Source organism: Kitasatospora sp. CM 4170 (assembly GCF_032110285.1).
In the GTDB taxonomy this organism is placed as follows: domain Bacteria; phylum Actinomycetota; class Actinomycetes; order Streptomycetales; family Streptomycetaceae; genus Kitasatospora; species Kitasatospora aburaviensis.
Genome location: NZ_CP134877.1, coordinates 6570001 through 6585524, shown reverse-complemented (window position 1 = coordinate 6585524; position 15524 = coordinate 6570001). Strand labels below are relative to the sequence as shown.

Here is a 15524-nt window from a genome sequence, read left to right as displayed (position 1 = left end):
GGTCGGCGGCCCTCTTGGACAGTCGGCGCCACCGGGGCGCGTCGCCGTCGGCCGAGGCCCGCCGCCCACCGGGCGGCGGAGCCGGGGCCGGCCTCGTGGGCCGGGCCCCGGCGGTGGACTCGTGGGTCAGACTCGGGTTCGCCCAGGCCCTGTCTCTCGGATCCTTGCCGGGCCCGCGGCGTCAAGATCCAAGAGACAGGACCTACCGGTGGCGCGGGGCCCGGGCGGCGGCCAGCAGCTCCTCGGCGTGGGCGCGGCCCAGCTCCGAGTCCTCCAGGCCGGCCAGCATCCGGGACAGCTCGCGCACCCGCTCCTCGTCGCTGAGCACCTTGACGCCGCTGCGGGTCACCGTGCCGTCGTTGGTCTTCTCCACCACCAGGTGCCGGTCGGCGAACGCGGCGACCTGCGGCAGGTGGGTGACCACCACGACCTGGGCGGACTCGGCCAGCTTGGCCAGGCGGCGGCCGATCTCGACCGCGGCCTTGCCGCCGACGCCGGCGTCCACCTCGTCGAAGAGGTAGGTCGGAACGGGGTCCGCGCCGGCGAAGACCACCTCGACGGCCAGCATCACCCGGGAGAGCTCACCGCCCGAGGCGCCCTTGGCGATCGGACGGGGCTGGGCCCCCGGGTGCGGGGCCAGCAGCACCTCGACCTCGTCCACGCCGTGCGGGCCGTAGGCGACGGTGCGGCCCTCGATCTCGATCCCGGACAGGTCGTCGACCTGGCTGATCGAGAAGGTGACCCGGGCGTGCGGCATGGCGAGCTCGGCCAGCTCGGCGGAGACGGCCTCGGCGAAGCGGCCGGCGGCGGCCTGCCGGGCGGCCGACACCTCGGCCGCGAGCTCGGCCAACCCGGCGCGCAGTGTGGTCTCCTGGGCGCCCAGCTCGTCGATCCGCTCGTCGTCGCCGTCGAGTTCGGCCAGCCGGGCGGAGCCCTCCTCGGCCCAGGCCAGCACCTCGGCGAGGGAGTTCTCCGGGCCGCCGTACTTGCGCAGCAGCTGGGCCAGCACGGCCCGGCGGTCCTCGACCGCGGCCAGCCGGACCGGGTCGGCGTCCAGGTCGTCGGCGTAGCCGGCCAGGTCGCCGGCCACGTCGGCGAGCAGGTAGCCCACCTCGTTCAGCCGGTCGGCGAGGGCGGCGAGCCGCTCGTCGTGGTGGCGGACGGCGTCCAGGGCGCGGCGGGCCTGCGCGAGCAGGGTGCCGGCGTCCAGCGCCTCCGGGTCGGCCGGGTCCCCGGCCAGCGCGGCGTGGGCGAGGGTGGCGGCGGAGGAGAGCGCGTCGGCGTGGCCGAGCCGCTCGGCCTCGGCGCCGAGCTCGACGTCCTCGCCGGCGACCGGCTCGGCGGCGGCGACCTCGTCCAGGCCGAAGCGGAGCAGGTCCGCCTCCTGGGCACGCTCGCGGGCCCGGGTGGTCAGCTCCTCCAGGGTGGCGGAGACCTCGCGCAGCCGGCGGTAGACCTCGCGGTAGCGGGCCAGCGGCTCGGCCACCGCCTCGCCCGCGTACCGGTCCAGGGCGCCGCGCTGGCGGGCCGGGCGGAGCAGCCGCTGCTGGTCGGTCTGGCCGTGGACGGCGACCAGGTCCTCGCCGAGCTCGGCGAGCAGCCCGACCGGCACGGCCCGGCCGCCGACGTACGCCCGCGAGCGGCCCTCGGCGGAGACGGTACGGCTGATCAGCAGCGCGCCGTCGTCCAGCTCGGCCCCCGCCTCGACGGCGCGGGCGGCCACCGGGGAGTCGGCGGGCAGTTCGAGGCGGCCCTCGACCACCGCGCGCCCGCTGCCGTTGCGCACCAGGCCCGGATCGGCCCGGCCGCCGAGCAGCAACCCGAGGCTGGTCACCACCATGGTCTTGCCGGCGCCGGTCTCACCCGTCACGGCGGTGAAGCCGGGGGCCAGCTCGACCACCGCGTCGTCGATGACCCCAAGATCCCGTATCCGCATCTCGTCCAACACGGAGACGACCTTACGAGGTTCCACCCCCGCCGCGCGACGAGCGACAACGCCGCGCGGCAACTCCGTGCACGCAAGTTCATCCCTTCAGGGAGGTTTGCCCCGGGGTGGGCACGGTGCACCACGGCAGGAAGAACTGCGCCAGCGGGCCGATGGCCAGCGCGTACGCGACGGTGCCGACCCCGGCGGTGCCGCCGAGCAGGACGCCCGCCGCCAGTACGGTCAGTTCGATGCCGGTACGGATCAGCCGCAGCGAGCGGCCGGTGCGCCGGTGCAGGCCGGTCATCAGCCCGTCGCGCGGCCCCGGGCCGAACCGGGCGCCGATGTAGAGGCCCGTGGCCAGGCCGTTCAGCACGATCGCGGCGGCCATCAGGGCGATCCGGGCCGGCAGCGGGCCGGGCTCGCCGACCACCCGCAGGGTCAGGTCCATCGCCGCACCGATCACCAGCACGTTGGCCACCGTGCCGAGCCCGGGGAGCTGGCGCAGCGGGATCCAGAACAGCAGGACGAGGGCGCCGCAGATGGTCACCCAGGCGCCCACCGAGAGGCCCGCGGTCCGCTGCAGGCCCTGGTGGAGGACGTCCCAGGGGTCGAGGCCGAGCCCGGAGCGCAGCATCAGCGCCATGCTCGCCCCGTAGAGGGAGAGCCCGACGGCGAGCTGCGGGAGCCGGCGGCCCAGCGCGTGGGTGTCGCCGAGCAGTCGGTCGGCGAGGCCCCGGCGCCCGGCCGGCGCCGCCGGGAGCGGCGGGCCGGCGGCGGTGGCGCGCCCGGCCGGGCCGGAGGCTGCGTCGGCCGGGTCGGCGGTGGTGGACGGGGGCGGGCTCGTGGTGGCCATCGGTACTCCGGCAGGTGGTACTGCACCGCCCGGGGGACGGCCCCGACGGTGGCGGACTCGACGGCCGCCCTGCGATGATGACAAGGCCAATGAGGCCCACTCCAGGGCCAATCCCGAGCAAGTGGACTGATTCCGCCATGGCCGACTGGCACACCACCGTCACCGCCGCCGCGCTCGCCCGGCTGCTCTCCGCCGCCCGCCTGCCCGAACCCGCCACCACCCGGCGGCCCGCCTACCGCACCCTGGCCGGGCAGATCCGCCTGCTGGTCACCGAGGGCCGGCTTCCGGTCGGCGCCCGCCTCCCCGCCGAGCGCGAGCTCGCCCTGGCCCTGCGGCTCAGCCGCACCACCGTGGCCACCGCGTACGAGGCCCTGCGCACCGACGGCTACCTCCACAGCCGCCGCGGCTCCGGCAGCTGGATCGCCCTGCCCGAGGGCGCCCCGCCGCCCGGCGACGCGCTGCACCCGGTGCCGCCGGACGAGCAGGGCCGCACCCTCGACCTCGGCGTCGCCGCCCTGCCCGCCCCGCAGCCGTTCCTCGGCGCGGCCGCCGCCCGGGCCGTCGAGCAGCTGCCCGCCTACGCCGCCGGACACGGCCACTTCCCCACCGGCGTCCCCGTCCTGCGGGAGGCGGTCGCCCGCCGCTACACCGAGCGCGGCCTGCCCACCTCCCCCGACCAGATCCTGATCACCATCGGTGCGATGGGCGGCCTCCACCTGGTGCAGCGGGCGCTGATCGGAAACGGCGACCGGGTGGCGGTCGAGGCGCCCAGCTACGCCCACACCCTGCAGGCGCTGCGCCGCGGCGGCGCCCGGCTGGTCCCCGTCCCGTACGCCTCGCCGGACGGGCCGACCCGGCCGCCGCGCTGGGACCTCGCCGAGTGGCGCCGGGTGCTGCACGGCGCCGCGCCCAAGGCCGCCTACGTGATCCCCGACTTCCACAACCCGACCGGCGCACTCGTCGACGAGGAGCAGCGGCGCGAACTGCTGGCCGCCGCCCGCGTCGCGGGCGCGGTGGTCCTGGTCGACGAGACCACCGCCGAGCTCGGCTGGGGCGTCGCCGACGACGCCGCCCTCCCCCGCCCGACCGCCGCGCTGGACCGCTCCGCCCAGGTGGTCACGGTCGGCTCGGCGGGCAAACTGCTCTGGGGCGGCCTGCGGATCGGCTGGGTCCGGGCGGCCCCCGCCCTGGTCCGCCGCCTCGCCTCCGAGCGCGTCTACAGCGACGTCGGCGCCCCCGTGCTGGACCAGCTGATCGCCGCGGAACTGCTCGGCGAGCCGCTGGAGGCCGTCCGCGCCCACCAGTTGGCCCGGCTGCGGGCGGGCGCCGAGGCCTTCTCCGACGCCCTGCGCACCCGACTGCCCGACTGGCGCTACGCTCCGCCGCCCGGCGGACTCGCCTTCTGGGTCTCCACCGGCGACCTCTCCGGCGCGGCGCTCGCCCGGGCCGGGGAGCAGGTCGGCGTGCGGATCGCCGCGGGCAACCGCTTCGGCTCGGACGGCGCCTTCGAGCACCACGTCCGGATTCCGCTCACCGTGCCCGCCGCGGCCGTCCCCGACGCCGTCGACCGGCTCGCCGAGGTCGCCGCGCGGGCCGCCACCGGCGGCCGTTGGCGCGACGCCGCCGACGAGAGCCAGCCACTGGCGGTCTGACGCCGCGCCAACTCGCCGTCGAAGCAGGGCCGGTGGCTCCCGCTGCGCGGACGGTGGGGGCGGGATCACGACGGACCCCGCCCCCACCGGCTCAGTGCGTGTCGTGCCGGCCGCGCCAACCCGTCACCGGCAGCGCGAACTTGGCCACCAGCCGGTCGGTGAACGGCGCCCGGTGCAGCCGTGCCAGCCGCACCGGCGTCTGCCCCCGGCGCACCTCGACCCGCGCCCCGGCCGGCAGCTCCACCGAACGGCGGCCGTCGCACCAGAGCACCCCGTGCGGGGTCTTCGGCTGCACCTCCACGGCCAGCACCGAGTCCGGCGAGGCCACCAGCGGCCGGGCGAACAGCGCGTGCGCGCTGATCGGCACCATCAGCAGCGCCTCCACCTCCGGCCAGACCACCGGCCCGCCGCCGGAGAACGCGTACGCCGTCGAACCGGTCGGCGTCGCGCAGACCACCCCGTCGCAGCCGAAGTTGGACACCGGGCGGCCGTCCACCTCGGTCACCACCTCCAGCATCCGCTCCCGGGACGCCTTCTCGATCGACGCCTCGTTCAGCGCCCAGTCGTGGTGCAGCACGTCACCGTTGGTCCGCACGATCACGTCGAGGGTCATCCGCTCCTCGACCTCGTAGTCGGCGTCGACCACCCGCTCGACCACCACGGCCAGGTCGTCCCGCTCGGCCTCGGCGAGGAAGCCGACCCGGCCCAGGTTGATGCCGAGCATCGGGAGCCCGTGCTCACGCGCCAGCTCGGCCCCGCGCAGCAGCGTCCCGTCGCCGCCCGCGACCAGGATCAGCTCGCAACCGTCGGCGGCCCCCGGCCCACCGGGCACCCGCTCCACGCCGTCCGGCAGGTCCAGGTCCACCGCCTCGGCGGCCAGCAGCCGGATCCGGATCCCCGCCTTGAGCAGGCCGTGCACCAGACCCTCGACGCTGCGCAGCGCGGCCTCCCGGCCGGTGTGCGCGATCAGGAAGACCGTCCGCTCGTCGCTCATGCGCCCACCTCGCTGCCCCTGCCGCCGATTCCACTGATTCCGCTGATTCCGTCGCTTCCGTTGCTGACACCGCTGCCGATTCTGATGCGGTTGCCGGTGCCGGGGCCTTCGCCCCGCCCGACGGCCGCCCCGCGAGACGCGTTCCCCGCGACGATCCGCCCCCGGCTCCCCGCCAGGAGTACCCCCATGATTCGCACGCTCATGCCAGCTGCCCTCTCCCTACGTCGGCCGGGTCGCTCTTGGCCGGTGCGGCCGCGTCGACCCAGCATGACGGACCGGACGTCCGCAGAGCACCCTATCCGGGGCCCTCCGCGACGGCCCGGTCCGCGTCCGCCGGATCCAACTGCGGTGCGTCCCGCCGCAACCAGAGGAAGTACTCGACGTTCCCCGACGGCCCCGGCAACGGGCTCGCGGTCACCGCCCGCACGCCGAGCCCGAGCTCCCACGCCTGCCCCGCGACCTGGCGCACCATCTCGGCACGCAGCTGCGGGCTGCGCACCACCCCGCCGCTGCCGAGGCGCTCCTTGCCGATCTCGAACTGCGGCTTGACCATCAGCACCAGGTCCGCGTCCTCGGCGGCGCAGCCGGCCAGCGCGGGCAGCACCAGGCCCAGCGAGATGAAGGAGAGGTCGCCGACCACCAGGTCGACCGGCGTCCCGCCGATCAGCTCCAGGGTCAGCTCGCGCACGTTGGTGCGGTCCATCACCGTCACCCGCTCGTCGCTCTGCAGCGACCAGGCGAGCTGCCCGTAGCCGACGTCCACCGCCAGTACCTGCGCCGCCCCGGCGCGCAGCAGCACGTCGGTGAACCCGCCGGTGGACGCGCCGGCGTCCAGCGCCCGGCGGCCCTCGACGACCAGGCCCTGCGGGACGAAGGCGGCGAACGCCCCGGCCAGCTTGTGGCCGCCGCGCGAGACGTAGTCGGGGTCGTTCTCGTCCTTCGCCACCACGACCGCCGCCGAGGTCTCCACCTGGGTGGCCGGCTTGGTCGCGGTGGTGCCGCCGACGGTCACCCGGCCGGCCGCGATCAGCTCGGACGCGTGCTCCCGCGACCGGGCCAGCTTGCGGCGGACCAGCTCCGCGTCGAGACGGCGTCGTGCCACTGCCACTGGTGTTTCAGCTCCTACGGATGGGGTCTTTCGGGTCAATCCCGGTCGAGCGCGGCCAGCGTGTCGGTGAGCCGCTGGTGAACATCTTCGTACACCGCGACGTGCGCCCCGGTCGGCACCCCGTCCAGTGCCGCGAGCCGGGCCAGCCCGGCGTCGACGGCCGGGTGGCCGGTCGGGGTCAGCTCGACGCCGAGCGGGAGCGGCTCGCCGCCCAGCGGATCGGCGACGTCGAGGTCGGCCCGGGCGTCGAGGGCGCCGGGGCCTTCGTGGCCGTCCGGACGGTCGGGGGTAGTGGGGGCGGGGTCGGGGGCGGGGTGGTCGAGGTCGAGGTCGGGGCCGGAGTCGCGATCAGGCATCGGGCTTCTTCGTCGTGCTGGTCTTCCGGACCGTGGTCTTCCTGGTCGCGGTCCGCTTGGCGGGAGCCTCCTGCCCGACCGCGGTCTTCTTCGCGACCGTCCGCTTGGCGACCGTCTTCTTGGCCGCTGCCTTCTTGGCGGCGGCCTTCTTCACCGGGGCCTTCTCGGCAGGCGCCGCACCGGCCGCCGCCTTCTTCGCCGTCGCCCTCTTCCCGGCAGCCTTCCCGGCCGGCGACTTCCCGGCCGGCGACTTCCCCGCCTGCGCCGCCTCCGGCGCCGCGGTCTTCCCGGCCGCCGGCTTCGGCACCGGGTCCGCCACCGCCGGTGCCTTCGGCTCCGGGGCCGTGCGCGCCGGCGGCACCGGCGGATCGACCTCCACCGGCGCGTCCACCTCCACCCGTTCGGCCACTATCGACTCGCCGGCCGCCCGGGTGGCCGGCTCCTCCCCCTGCTCCCAGCCCCGCCCGAACAGCCCGTCCGCACGCGGTGCCGGCCCCGGCTCCTCGGCCGCCGGCGCCTTCGCCGCGGGCACGGTCTCCCCCTCGACCTCGCGCAGCTTGCTCTCCAGGTAGGCGAGCACCACCCCGACCTTGGTCACCTGGTCGCCGACCTTCTCGAAGGCCCGCTCGACCTCGCCCCGCGCCACGCCGACCGCCAGGTCCACCCCGGCCCGGCCCGCGGTCACCGCCTCCTCGGCCAGCGTCTGCAGCGCCTTGGGGGACGGCGGGAACTGCCCGCCGAACTTCCGCTCCACCCCGGCGACGTCCACCCCGGTCTTCTCCAGCAGCTCGGCCGCCGTCCCGACGACCCGCTTGCCGACCTCCTCCACCAGCCCGGCGGCGACCTCCACCACTCCCCGCACCGTCTTCGGCAGCATCCGGGTGCCTCCTAAGCGCCTCTGCGCATCGCTCTGTCGCCGTGGCACCCGGACCCGTTCCGGGCACCCACTGACGACGCTACAGCCAAAACCGTGCTGGGGTACCGTGGCCCCGCAGTCACCGCCACCGTCGTCCGGGGAGTGGACCAGCCGCCATGGCCAACGCCGAGGAGTGCCGCACGGCACTGGAACAGCTCAGCAGGAACCTGGCCCGGTCCACCGGCGACGTCCGCAAGGCCGCCGCCCTCGACCGCTCGCTGACCTGCCGGATCACCGACCTCGACCTGACCTTCTCGGGCCGCCTGCGCGGCGGCCGGATCGAGGACGTCACCGAGGCGCCCGGCCCGCCCGCCGCGAAGGCCGAGATCCGCCTCACCATGACCAGCGACGACCTGGTCGCAATGGTCGACGGCAGGCTCAACTTCGCCTCGGCCTGGGCCACCGGCCGGGTCAAGCTGGAGGCCGGCTTCCGCGACCTGCTGCGGCTGCGCACCCTGCTCTGACCCGGCCCGCGCCCGCCCGGGCCCGGCCGCGCCCGCGGCCCCCGTACGGACGCCGGGGCTCAGAAGCCCAGCTCGGCCAGCGCCTTCCGGCCGTCCACCGGCTCGCCGCCCGCGTCCAGCGCCGTCCACGCCGCCGCGCAGAGCGCCCGCAGGCCGTCCCAGCGGTCCTCGCCGGTGGCCGTCAGCCGCAGCTCGCCGTCCTGCGCCACGGCCACCCAGCCGCCGCAGCCGAAGCCGCCGCCCGGCTGCCCGACCGCCGCGGAGTGCGGCACCAGCAGCCCGCGCAGGTCCGCGGCCAGGTAGGTCGGCCGGTGCTCCGCCGGCGCCGCGAGCAGCTGCGCCGGCGTGGTGACGCCGGTGAAGACCAGCAGGCTGTCCACCCCGCCGTTGAACGCGCCCTCGATGTCCGTGTCCAGCCGGTCGCCCACCACCAGCGGCCGCCGCGCACCCGTACGCAGCACCGTCTCGCGGTGCATCGGCGGCAGCGGCTTGCCGGCCACCTCCGGCTCCACCCCGGTCGCCGCCCGGACCGCCGCGACCAGCGTGCCGTTGCCCGGCGCGATGCCGCGCGCCTGCGGGACGGTCAGGTCCAGGTTGGACGCCACCCACGGCAGGCCGCGCTGAACGGCGAACGAAGCCTCCGCCAGATGCTGCCAGCCCACCGAGGGGTCGAAGCCCTGCACCACCGCGAGCGGCTCCTCGGCCAGCGTGCGCACGGGCACCAGCCCGCGCTCGGCCAGCGCCTCCTCCAGGCCCGCACCGCCGACGACCAGTACCTTCGCCCCGGCCGGGACCTTCTCGGCCACCACCCGGGCGGCCGCCTGGGCCGAGTTGATGACGTCACCGGGCTCCGCGGCCACGCCCAGCTCGGTCAGGTGCTCGGCCACCACCCGGGGCGGGCGGGACGCGTTGTTGGTCACGTAGGCCAGCCGCATCCCGGCCGTCCGGGCCGCGTCCAGCGACTCCACCGCGTGCTCGATCGCGTCCGGCCCGGCGTAGACGACGCCGTCGAGGTCCAGCAGGGCCGTGTCGTACGCCTCGGTGAGCGGGCGGCCGCTCCCGCCGGGGGCGGTCCGTCGCGCGGTGGTGGCCGTCTCGGTCATGCCTGCTCTACCTCATTCACTGGGTCGCTCACTCGTTCGTTCCCGGGGCGGGGCCCCGCCCGTCCGCGCCACCCCGGTCCGCGCCCCCGCGCTCCTCCCCACCGCTCGGCGGCAGGTCGGACGGCCCCTCGGACGCCTCCGGGGGTTCCAGGTAGCCCGGCGCCCCCGGCAGCAGCGGGCCGAACGCCCCGGCGCGGGCCGCCAGGGTCGCCCGGGTCTGCCGCAGCGCGGCCCGGTAGTGGTCGGTCTCCGGCCGCATCGCCACGGCAAGCGCCAGGTGCTCGGCGGACGTCTCGAAGTCGCCCAGCCGGGCCGCCGCGACGCCCCATCCGAACTGAGCGTAGTCGTCCGACGGATCGGCCAGCGCGACGGCCCGGAAGTTCTCCAGCGCCGCCGTGTAGGAGCCGGCGTCGAACTGCGCTCTCGCCAGCGTCTCCCGGATGCTGCGCGAGTGCGGCTCCGCGGCCGCCGCCCGCGCCAGCAGCTGCTCGGCCGCCGCCGGGTTCCCCTGCGCCAGCAGCCGGCCGCCGCGGCGGAACCAGTCGTACACGTCCCCCGCGGGCTCCCCCGCCCGTTCCTGCTCCGGCACGCCGTCACCCCCGCCGGGCGTACCCGCGCCCCTGCCGGGACCGGTTCCCTCGGTACCCGAGACGGCCGCCTCGTGGGACGCCTCGCCCCCGCCTGTCCGATCGTTCACGCCGTACCTCGCCCTCGGTCACGACACCCGCCCCACCGACCAGCACGGGTGTTCCGATCTCTGAACAACGCGTACCCGGTTACGATGCCCAGAATGAGCGCACCCAGTGCAGAAAGCGGAGCGGAGTCTCCGCAGGGCGGCCCCGGCGATCCCGGGCACGTCGCCACTGCAGGCCTGTCCCTGTTCCCCTTCCGAGGCCTGCGTTACGTCCCCGACCGGGTCGGAGCGCTGGCTGCCGTGACCTCGCCACCGTACGACGTGGTCGATCCCGGCCGACGGCTCGACCTGGAGACCGCCGACCCGCACAACGTGGTCCGGCTGATCCTCCCGCGCCCCGAGCCGGACGAGCCCGGCGACCGCCCGGACCGCGACACCCGGTACCGCCACGCCGCCCGCCTGCTGCGCGACTGGCAGCGCGAGGGCGTCCTGGCCCCCGATCCGGTGCCCGCGCTGTACGTCTACGAGCAGCGGGTGCCCGCCGCCGGCGACTCGCCCGAGCTGCTCCAGCGCGGCCTGATCGGCGCGCTCGCCGTCAGCGGCAGCGAGGCCGCCGTCGTCCTCCCCCACGAGGACGTGATGCCCAGACCGGTCGCCGACCGGGTCGGCCTGATGCGCACCACCCGCGCCAACCTCGAACCGCTGCTGCTCACCTACCGGGGCAACGGCGGCGCGGCCGGCGTGGTCGAGCGCGCCGTCCAGGGCGAGCCGCTGCTGACCACCACCACCTCGGACGGCACCCACCACCGGCTCTGGGCCGTGACCGACGTCGCCGAAATCGCCGAGGTCAGCCGCGACCTCTCCACCTGCCGCGCGCTGATCGCCGACGGGCACCACCGCTGGGAAATGTACCTGCGGCTCCAGCGCGAGCACCGCCACCTGCCGCGTAGCCCCTGGGACCGCGGCCTGGTGCTGCTGGTCGACACCGCCCGCTACCCGCTCCAGGTCCGGGCGATCCACCGGGTGCTGTACCGGCTGCCGATCGCCGAGGCGCTGGAGAAGCTCGGCGACCGCTGGCAGGTCAAGGAGGTCGCCGGCCCGCTGGAGACCGCCCTGCAGGCGCTCGCCGAACAGAAGCGACACGGCGGCAGCAGCTTCGTACTCACCGGCGGCGACGGCACCTACTGGCTGGTGAGCGAGCCCGACGAGGCACTGCTCGACGCCACCGTCCCGCACGACCGGCCGGAGGAGTGGCGCCACCTGGACGCGACCGTCCTGCACGCCGCCCTGCTCGACCACACGTGGCGCGTCCCCGACGGCCCGGACGACATCGGCTACCTGCACACCGCTGTGGCCGCCGAGCGCGAGGCCGCCCGCGTCGGCGGCACGGCGGTGCTGCTCCACCCGGTGCGCGAGAGCGTGGTCCGCCGGCTCGCCGAACAGGGCGTCACCATGCCCCGCAAGTCGACCTCCTTCGGCCCCAAGCCGGCCACCGGGCTGGTCCTGCGCAACCTCGAACTGGGCTGAGGACGGCGCCCGGTCGGCGGTCTGCTGCCCGGTCGCCGGTTCGCCTGGTCCCGACGCGGCCGACCGGCCGACCGGCCGCAGACAACGAAGAGGCCCTGCCTCCACCACGGGATTCCGTGGTGGAGGCAGGGCCTCAGTCAGTACCGGGTGCCGTCAGGCCTCAGGCCTTGGCGTCGGTGGACCGCTCCGGCACGACGCCGTCGAAGTCCTCGTCGATCTCCAGGTCGTCCTCGTCGTAGAACTCCTCGACGTCTTCCTCGTCCTCGAAGATCTCCCGCTCGTCCGGCACGCCGCCGCGCGACTTCGCCGCAGCGGGGGCCTCGGCCGGCTCGGCCTCCTCCTCCGTCTCCGGGTCGAGCGCGTCCACGAACTCCAGGCCGTCGATCTCGGCCAGCCGCTCAGAGGCGTTGGTCGCGCCGTCCGCGTCGGCCTCGGCGGCCTTGGCGAACCACTCGCGGGCCTCGTCGCCACGGTCGGCCGCGATCAGCGCCTCGGCGTAGGCGTACCGCAGGCGCGCGGTCCACGGGTGCACGGTGTTGGAGGCCAGCTCCGGGCTCTGCAGGGTGACCACGGCCGCGTCGAACTGCTCCAGGTCGGAGCGGGCGCCGGCCGCGACCAGGCGCATCTCGACCTGGCCGGCCTTGTCCAGCTGCTTCACCTCGGCCTCGCCGGCCATCGCCAGCGCGCGCTCCGGACGGCCGAGGCCGCGCTCGCAGTCCGCCATCACGGGCCACAGGTCGGCACGACCGGTCATCCGGCGGGCGGCGCGGAACTCGGTGAGCGCCTCGGAGTAACGCTGCGTCATGTACGAGGCGAAACCGGCCGCCTCGCGGACGGCGGCAACCCGGGAAGCCAGCCGCAGCGCGACGCGGGAGTACTGGTAGGCCTCCTCCGGCTCGCCGTCCAGCAGGCGGGCGACCATCACCAGGTTGCGGGCGACGTCGTCGGCCAGCGTCTTGGGCAGGCTCTTGAGCTCCTGGCGCACGTCCGCGTCCAGCTCGAAGCCGGTGACGTCCTCCGGGATCGGCAGGCGCTTGACCGGCTCGTAGTTGCCACGGCGGTCGTCGTAGTCCCGGCCACCGCGGTCGTCACGGTCGCGGTACGACGGGCGGTCGTCACGGCGCGGACGGTCGTCGCGACGGAAACCGCCGCCCTGCGGACGGTCGTCACGGCGGAAGCCACCGCGGTCGTCACGGTCACGGTTGTAGCCGCCGCCCTGCGGGCGATCGTCACGGCGCGGACGGTCGTCACGGTCGTCCCGACGGAAACCACCGGACGGACGGTCATCGCGACGGAAACCGCCAGCCTGCGGACGGTCGTCACGACGGAAGCCACCGCGGTCGTCACGGTCACGGTTGTAACCGCCACCCTGCGGGCGATCGTCACGGCGCGGACGGTCGTCACGGTCGTCCCGACGGAAACCACCGGACGGACGGTCGTCCCGACGGAAACCACCGGACGGACGGTCGTCACGGCGGAAGCCGCCACCCTGCGGACGGTCGTCACGGCGGAAGCCACCGCGGTCGTCACGGTCACGGTTGAACCCACCGCCCTGCGGACGGTCATCGCGACGGAAACCGCCACCCTGCGGACGGTCGTCACGACGGAAGCCACCGCGGTCGTCACGGTCACGGTTGAACCCACCGCCCTGCGGACGGTCGTCACGGCGGAAGCCACCGCCCTGCGGACGGTCGTCACGGCGGAAGCCGCCACCCTGCGGACGGTCGTCACGACGGAAGCCACCGCGGTCGTCACGGTCACGGTTGAACCCACCGCCCTGCGGACGGTCGTCACGGCGCGGACGGTCGTCACGGTCGTCCCGACGGAAACCACCGGACGGACGGTCGTCCCGACGGAAGCCGCCACCCTGCGGACGGTCGTCACGGCGGAAGCCGCCACGGTCGTCACGGTCACGGTTGAAGCCGCCACCCTGCGGACGGTCGTCACGGCGGTAGCCGCCGCGGTCGTCACGGTCACGGTTGAACCCACCGCCCTGCGGACGATCGTCACGGCGGAAGCCACCGCCCTGCGGACGGTCATCGCGACGGAAGCCACCGCCCTGCGGACGATCGTCCCGACGGAAGCCACCGCGGTCGTCACGGTCACGGTTGAACCCACCGCCCTGCGGACGGTCATCGCGACGGAAACCGCCACCCTGCGGACGATCGTCCCGACGGAAGCCGCCACGGTCGTCACGGTCACGGTTGTAGCCGCCGCCCTGCGGGCGGTCGTCACGGCGGAAGCCACCGCCGCCCTGGGGGCGATCGTCGCGACGGTAGCCGCCGCGGTCGTCGCGGTCGCGGTTGTAGCCGCCGCCCTGGGGGCGGTCGTCGCGGCGCGGACGGTCGTTCCGGTCGTCACGGCGCGGACCACGGTCGTTGGACCAGCCCCCGCGAGACCGGGGCTCGTAGCCGCGGCCGTCGTCCGATCGACGCTCGGGACGGTCCTGGGGCTGGTTCGACATTGTGGTGACTCCTTCTGCTGCTTCAGCTCCACCGCGGACCGGGCGACACCACTGCCCTCACGCGGTTCGATGCCGGCCTGCTGGCCGAGCACCCTCTCCATTGTCCGGCATCCGGGGACAGCCCGCGTCAGGGCGGAAGTCCCGAGCACCGGAGGTGCACACGTTCGCAAAACACAAAAAGGCCGCGGCCCCAGCGAATCGCTGGGGCCGCGGCCTTGAATGATTGTTCGGCGGCGTCCTACTCTCCCACAGGGTCCCCCCTGCAGTACCATCGGCGCTGTGAGGCTTAGCTTCCGGGTTCGGAATGTAACCGGGCGTTTCCCTCACGCTATGACCACCGAAACCCTATCGGGTATTCAGCGAAACACACTTTTCAGTTGATAAGTGTTTCCTTGTTCGCCGGCGATAGCTGTTCGCTACCCGGGAACCACACAGTGAACGCGAGCGTCTGAGGACAAGCCCTCGGCCTATTAGTACCGGTCAACTCCACCCCTCACAGGGCTTCCATATCCGGCCTATCAACCCAGTCGTCTACTGGGAGCCTTACCCTCTCAAGGAGGTGGGAGTGCTCATCTCGAAGCAGGCTTCCCGCTTAGATGCTTTCAGCGGTTATCCCTCCCGAACGTAGCCAACCAGCCATGCCCTTGGCAGAACAACTGGCACACCAGAGGTTCGTCCGTCCCGGTCCTCTCGTACTAGGGACAGCCCTTCTCAACACTCCTACGCGCACAGCGGATAGGGACCGAACTGTCTCACGACGTTCTAAACCCAGCTCGCGTACCGCTTTAATGGGCGAACAGCCCAACCCTTGGGACCTACTCCAGCCCCAGGATGCGACGAGCCGACATCGAGGTGCCAAACCATCCCGTCGATATGGACTCTTGGGGAAGATCAGCCTGTTATCCCCGGGGTACCTTTTATCCGTTGAGCGACGGCGCTTCCACAAGCCACCGCCGGATCACTAGTCCCTACTTTCGTACCTGCTCGACCCGTCAGTCTCACAGTCAAGCTCCCTTGTGCACTTACACTCAACACCTGATTGCCAACCAGGCTGAGGGAACCTTTGGGCGCCTCCGTTACCCTTTAGGAGGCAACCGCCCCAGTTAAACTACCCACCAGACACTGTCCCTGATCCGGATCACGGACCCAGGTTAGACATCCAGCACGACCAGAGTGGTATTTCAACGACGACTCCACAACAACTGGCGTTGCTGCTTCAAAGTCTCCCACCTATCCTACACAAGCCGAACCGAACACCAATATCAAGCTATAGTAAAGGTCCCGGGGTCTTTCCGTCCTGCTGCGCGAAACGAGCATCTTTACTCGTAATGCAATTTCACCGGGCCTATGGTTGAGACAGTCGAGAAGTCGTTACGCCATTCGTGCAGGTCGGAACTTACCCGACAAGGAATTTCGCTACCTTAGGATGGTTATAGTTACCACCGCCGTTTACTGGCGCTTAAGTTCTCAGCTTCGCCCCACCGAAATGGAGCTAACCGGTCCCCTTAACGTTCCAGCACCGGGCA

12 protein-coding genes, 2 rRNA genes and 1 pseudogene (1 of these 15 running past the window's edge) are annotated in these 15524 nt (G+C 73.8%); 3 read left to right on the top strand and 12 right to left on the bottom strand.

The features are described 5' to 3' along the window. Positions 1-202: 202 nt before the first annotated feature. Positions 203-1936: a DNA repair protein RecN gene (gene recN, locus RMN57_RS28095; RefSeq protein ID WP_313767995.1), complete on the bottom strand. Its 1734-nt coding sequence runs from the start codon at positions 1934-1936 to the stop codon at positions 203-205. An 88-nt stretch (positions 1937-2024) separates the two neighbouring features. After that, positions 2025-2780, bottom strand: coding sequence for a hypothetical protein (locus RMN57_RS28090; protein ID WP_313766073.1), 756 nt, complete (start codon positions 2778-2780; stop codon positions 2025-2027). Positions 2781-2917: 137 nt separating this feature from the next. On the opposite strand from RMN57_RS28090, the gene RMN57_RS28085 reads away from it, so the two are divergent. Further along, entirely contained in the window at positions 2918-4432 is a 1515-nt protein-coding gene (locus RMN57_RS28085; RefSeq protein ID WP_313766072.1) for a PLP-dependent aminotransferase family protein, read from the top strand. Between the two features lie 91 nt (positions 4433-4523). Here RMN57_RS28085 and RMN57_RS28080 read toward each other — a convergent pair whose 3' ends face one another. The 4 genes from RMN57_RS28080 to RMN57_RS28065 form a co-directional block, all read right to left on the bottom strand. After that, a complete protein-coding gene (locus RMN57_RS28080; RefSeq protein WP_313766071.1) occupies positions 4524-5426 on the bottom strand; it encodes an NAD kinase in 903 nt (300 codons plus the stop codon). A gap of 295 nt (positions 5427-5721) precedes the next feature. Further along, the gene (locus tag RMN57_RS28075) at positions 5722-6528 is read right to left on the bottom strand and encodes a TlyA family RNA methyltransferase (RefSeq protein ID WP_313766070.1); all 807 of its coding nucleotides are present in this window, start codon (positions 6526-6528) and stop codon (positions 5722-5724) included. 41 nt (positions 6529-6569) lie between these two features. Continuing rightward, positions 6570-6890, bottom strand: a complete 321-nt coding sequence (locus tag RMN57_RS28070) for a hypothetical protein (RefSeq protein ID WP_313766069.1) — start codon at positions 6888-6890, stop codon at positions 6570-6572. Further along, positions 6883-7767: a hypothetical protein gene (locus RMN57_RS28065; RefSeq protein ID WP_313766068.1), complete on the bottom strand. Its 885-nt coding sequence runs from the start codon at positions 7765-7767 to the stop codon at positions 6883-6885. Before RMN57_RS28065 ends, RMN57_RS28070 begins: the two co-directional genes overlap by 8 nt. Positions 7768-7922: 155 nt before the next feature. Between RMN57_RS28065 and RMN57_RS28060 the strand changes: the two genes are divergently transcribed. Next, on the top strand, positions 7923-8270 hold the full coding sequence (locus RMN57_RS28060) for an SCP2 sterol-binding domain-containing protein (RefSeq protein ID WP_313766067.1): 348 nt from the start codon (positions 7923-7925) through the stop codon (positions 8268-8270). A gap of 59 nt (positions 8271-8329) precedes the next feature. Here RMN57_RS28060 and RMN57_RS28055 read toward each other — a convergent pair whose 3' ends face one another. Both RMN57_RS28055 and RMN57_RS28050 read right to left on the bottom strand, forming a co-directional pair. After that, positions 8330-9373, bottom strand: coding sequence for an HAD-IIA family hydrolase (locus RMN57_RS28055; RefSeq protein WP_313766066.1), 1044 nt, complete (start codon positions 9371-9373; stop codon positions 8330-8332). Between the two features lie 28 nt (positions 9374-9401). Further along, positions 9402-9962 carry a tetratricopeptide repeat protein gene (locus RMN57_RS28050; RefSeq protein WP_313766065.1) on the bottom strand — a complete coding sequence of 187 codons (561 nt, stop codon included), beginning with the start codon at positions 9960-9962 and terminating at the stop codon, positions 9402-9404. Between the two features lie 201 nt (positions 9963-10163). Between RMN57_RS28050 and RMN57_RS28045 the strand changes: the two genes are divergently transcribed. Further along, on the top strand, positions 10164-11534 hold the full coding sequence (locus RMN57_RS28045) for a DUF1015 domain-containing protein (protein ID WP_313766064.1): 1371 nt from the start codon (positions 10164-10166) through the stop codon (positions 11532-11534). 160 nt (positions 11535-11694) lie between these two features. On the opposite strand, the gene RMN57_RS28040 is transcribed toward RMN57_RS28045, so the two are convergent. From RMN57_RS28040 to RMN57_RS28025, 4 genes and pseudogenes are all read right to left on the bottom strand, one after another. Further along, positions 11695-12564, bottom strand: coding sequence for a hypothetical protein (locus RMN57_RS28040; RefSeq protein ID WP_313767994.1), 870 nt, complete (start codon positions 12562-12564; stop codon positions 11695-11697). Positions 12565-12810: 246 nt separating this feature from the next. Further along, a pseudogene (locus tag RMN57_RS37120) lies at positions 12811-13668 on the bottom strand (hypothetical protein); the annotation flags it as partial. A 555-nt stretch (positions 13669-14223) separates the two neighbouring features. Next, positions 14224-14340 (bottom strand): 5S ribosomal RNA (gene rrf, locus RMN57_RS28030). Positions 14341-14448: 108 nt separating this feature from the next. Then, positions 14449-15524 (bottom strand): 23S ribosomal RNA (locus tag RMN57_RS28025) (it continues 2044 nt past the right edge of the window).

Bases quoted from the DNA above. Each gene is read 5' to 3' on its own strand.
- recN (WP_313767995.1), bottom strand. From the start codon at position 1,936: ATGCGGATACGGGATCTTGGGGTCATCGACGACGCGGTGGTCGAGCTG.
- RMN57_RS28090 (WP_313766073.1), bottom strand. From the start codon at position 2,780: ATGGCCACCACGAGCCCGCCCCCGTCCACCACCGCCGACCCGGCCGAC.
- RMN57_RS28085 (WP_313766072.1), top strand. From the start codon at position 2,918: ATGGCCGACTGGCACACCACCGTCACCGCCGCCGCGCTCGCCCGGCTG.
- RMN57_RS28080 (WP_313766071.1), bottom strand. From the start codon at position 5,426: ATGAGCGACGAGCGGACGGTCTTCCTGATCGCGCACACCGGCCGGGAG.
- RMN57_RS28070 (WP_313766069.1), bottom strand. From the start codon at position 6,890: ATGCCTGATCGCGACTCCGGCCCCGACCTCGACCTCGACCACCCCGCC.
- RMN57_RS28065 (WP_313766068.1), bottom strand. From the start codon at position 7,767: ATGCTGCCGAAGACGGTGCGGGGAGTGGTGGAGGTCGCCGCCGGGCTG.
- RMN57_RS28060 (WP_313766067.1), top strand. From the start codon at position 7,923: ATGGCCAACGCCGAGGAGTGCCGCACGGCACTGGAACAGCTCAGCAGG.
- RMN57_RS28055 (WP_313766066.1), bottom strand. From the start codon at position 9,373: ATGACCGAGACGGCCACCACCGCGCGACGGACCGCCCCCGGCGGGAGC.
- RMN57_RS28045 (WP_313766064.1), top strand. From the start codon at position 10,164: ATGAGCGCACCCAGTGCAGAAAGCGGAGCGGAGTCTCCGCAGGGCGGC.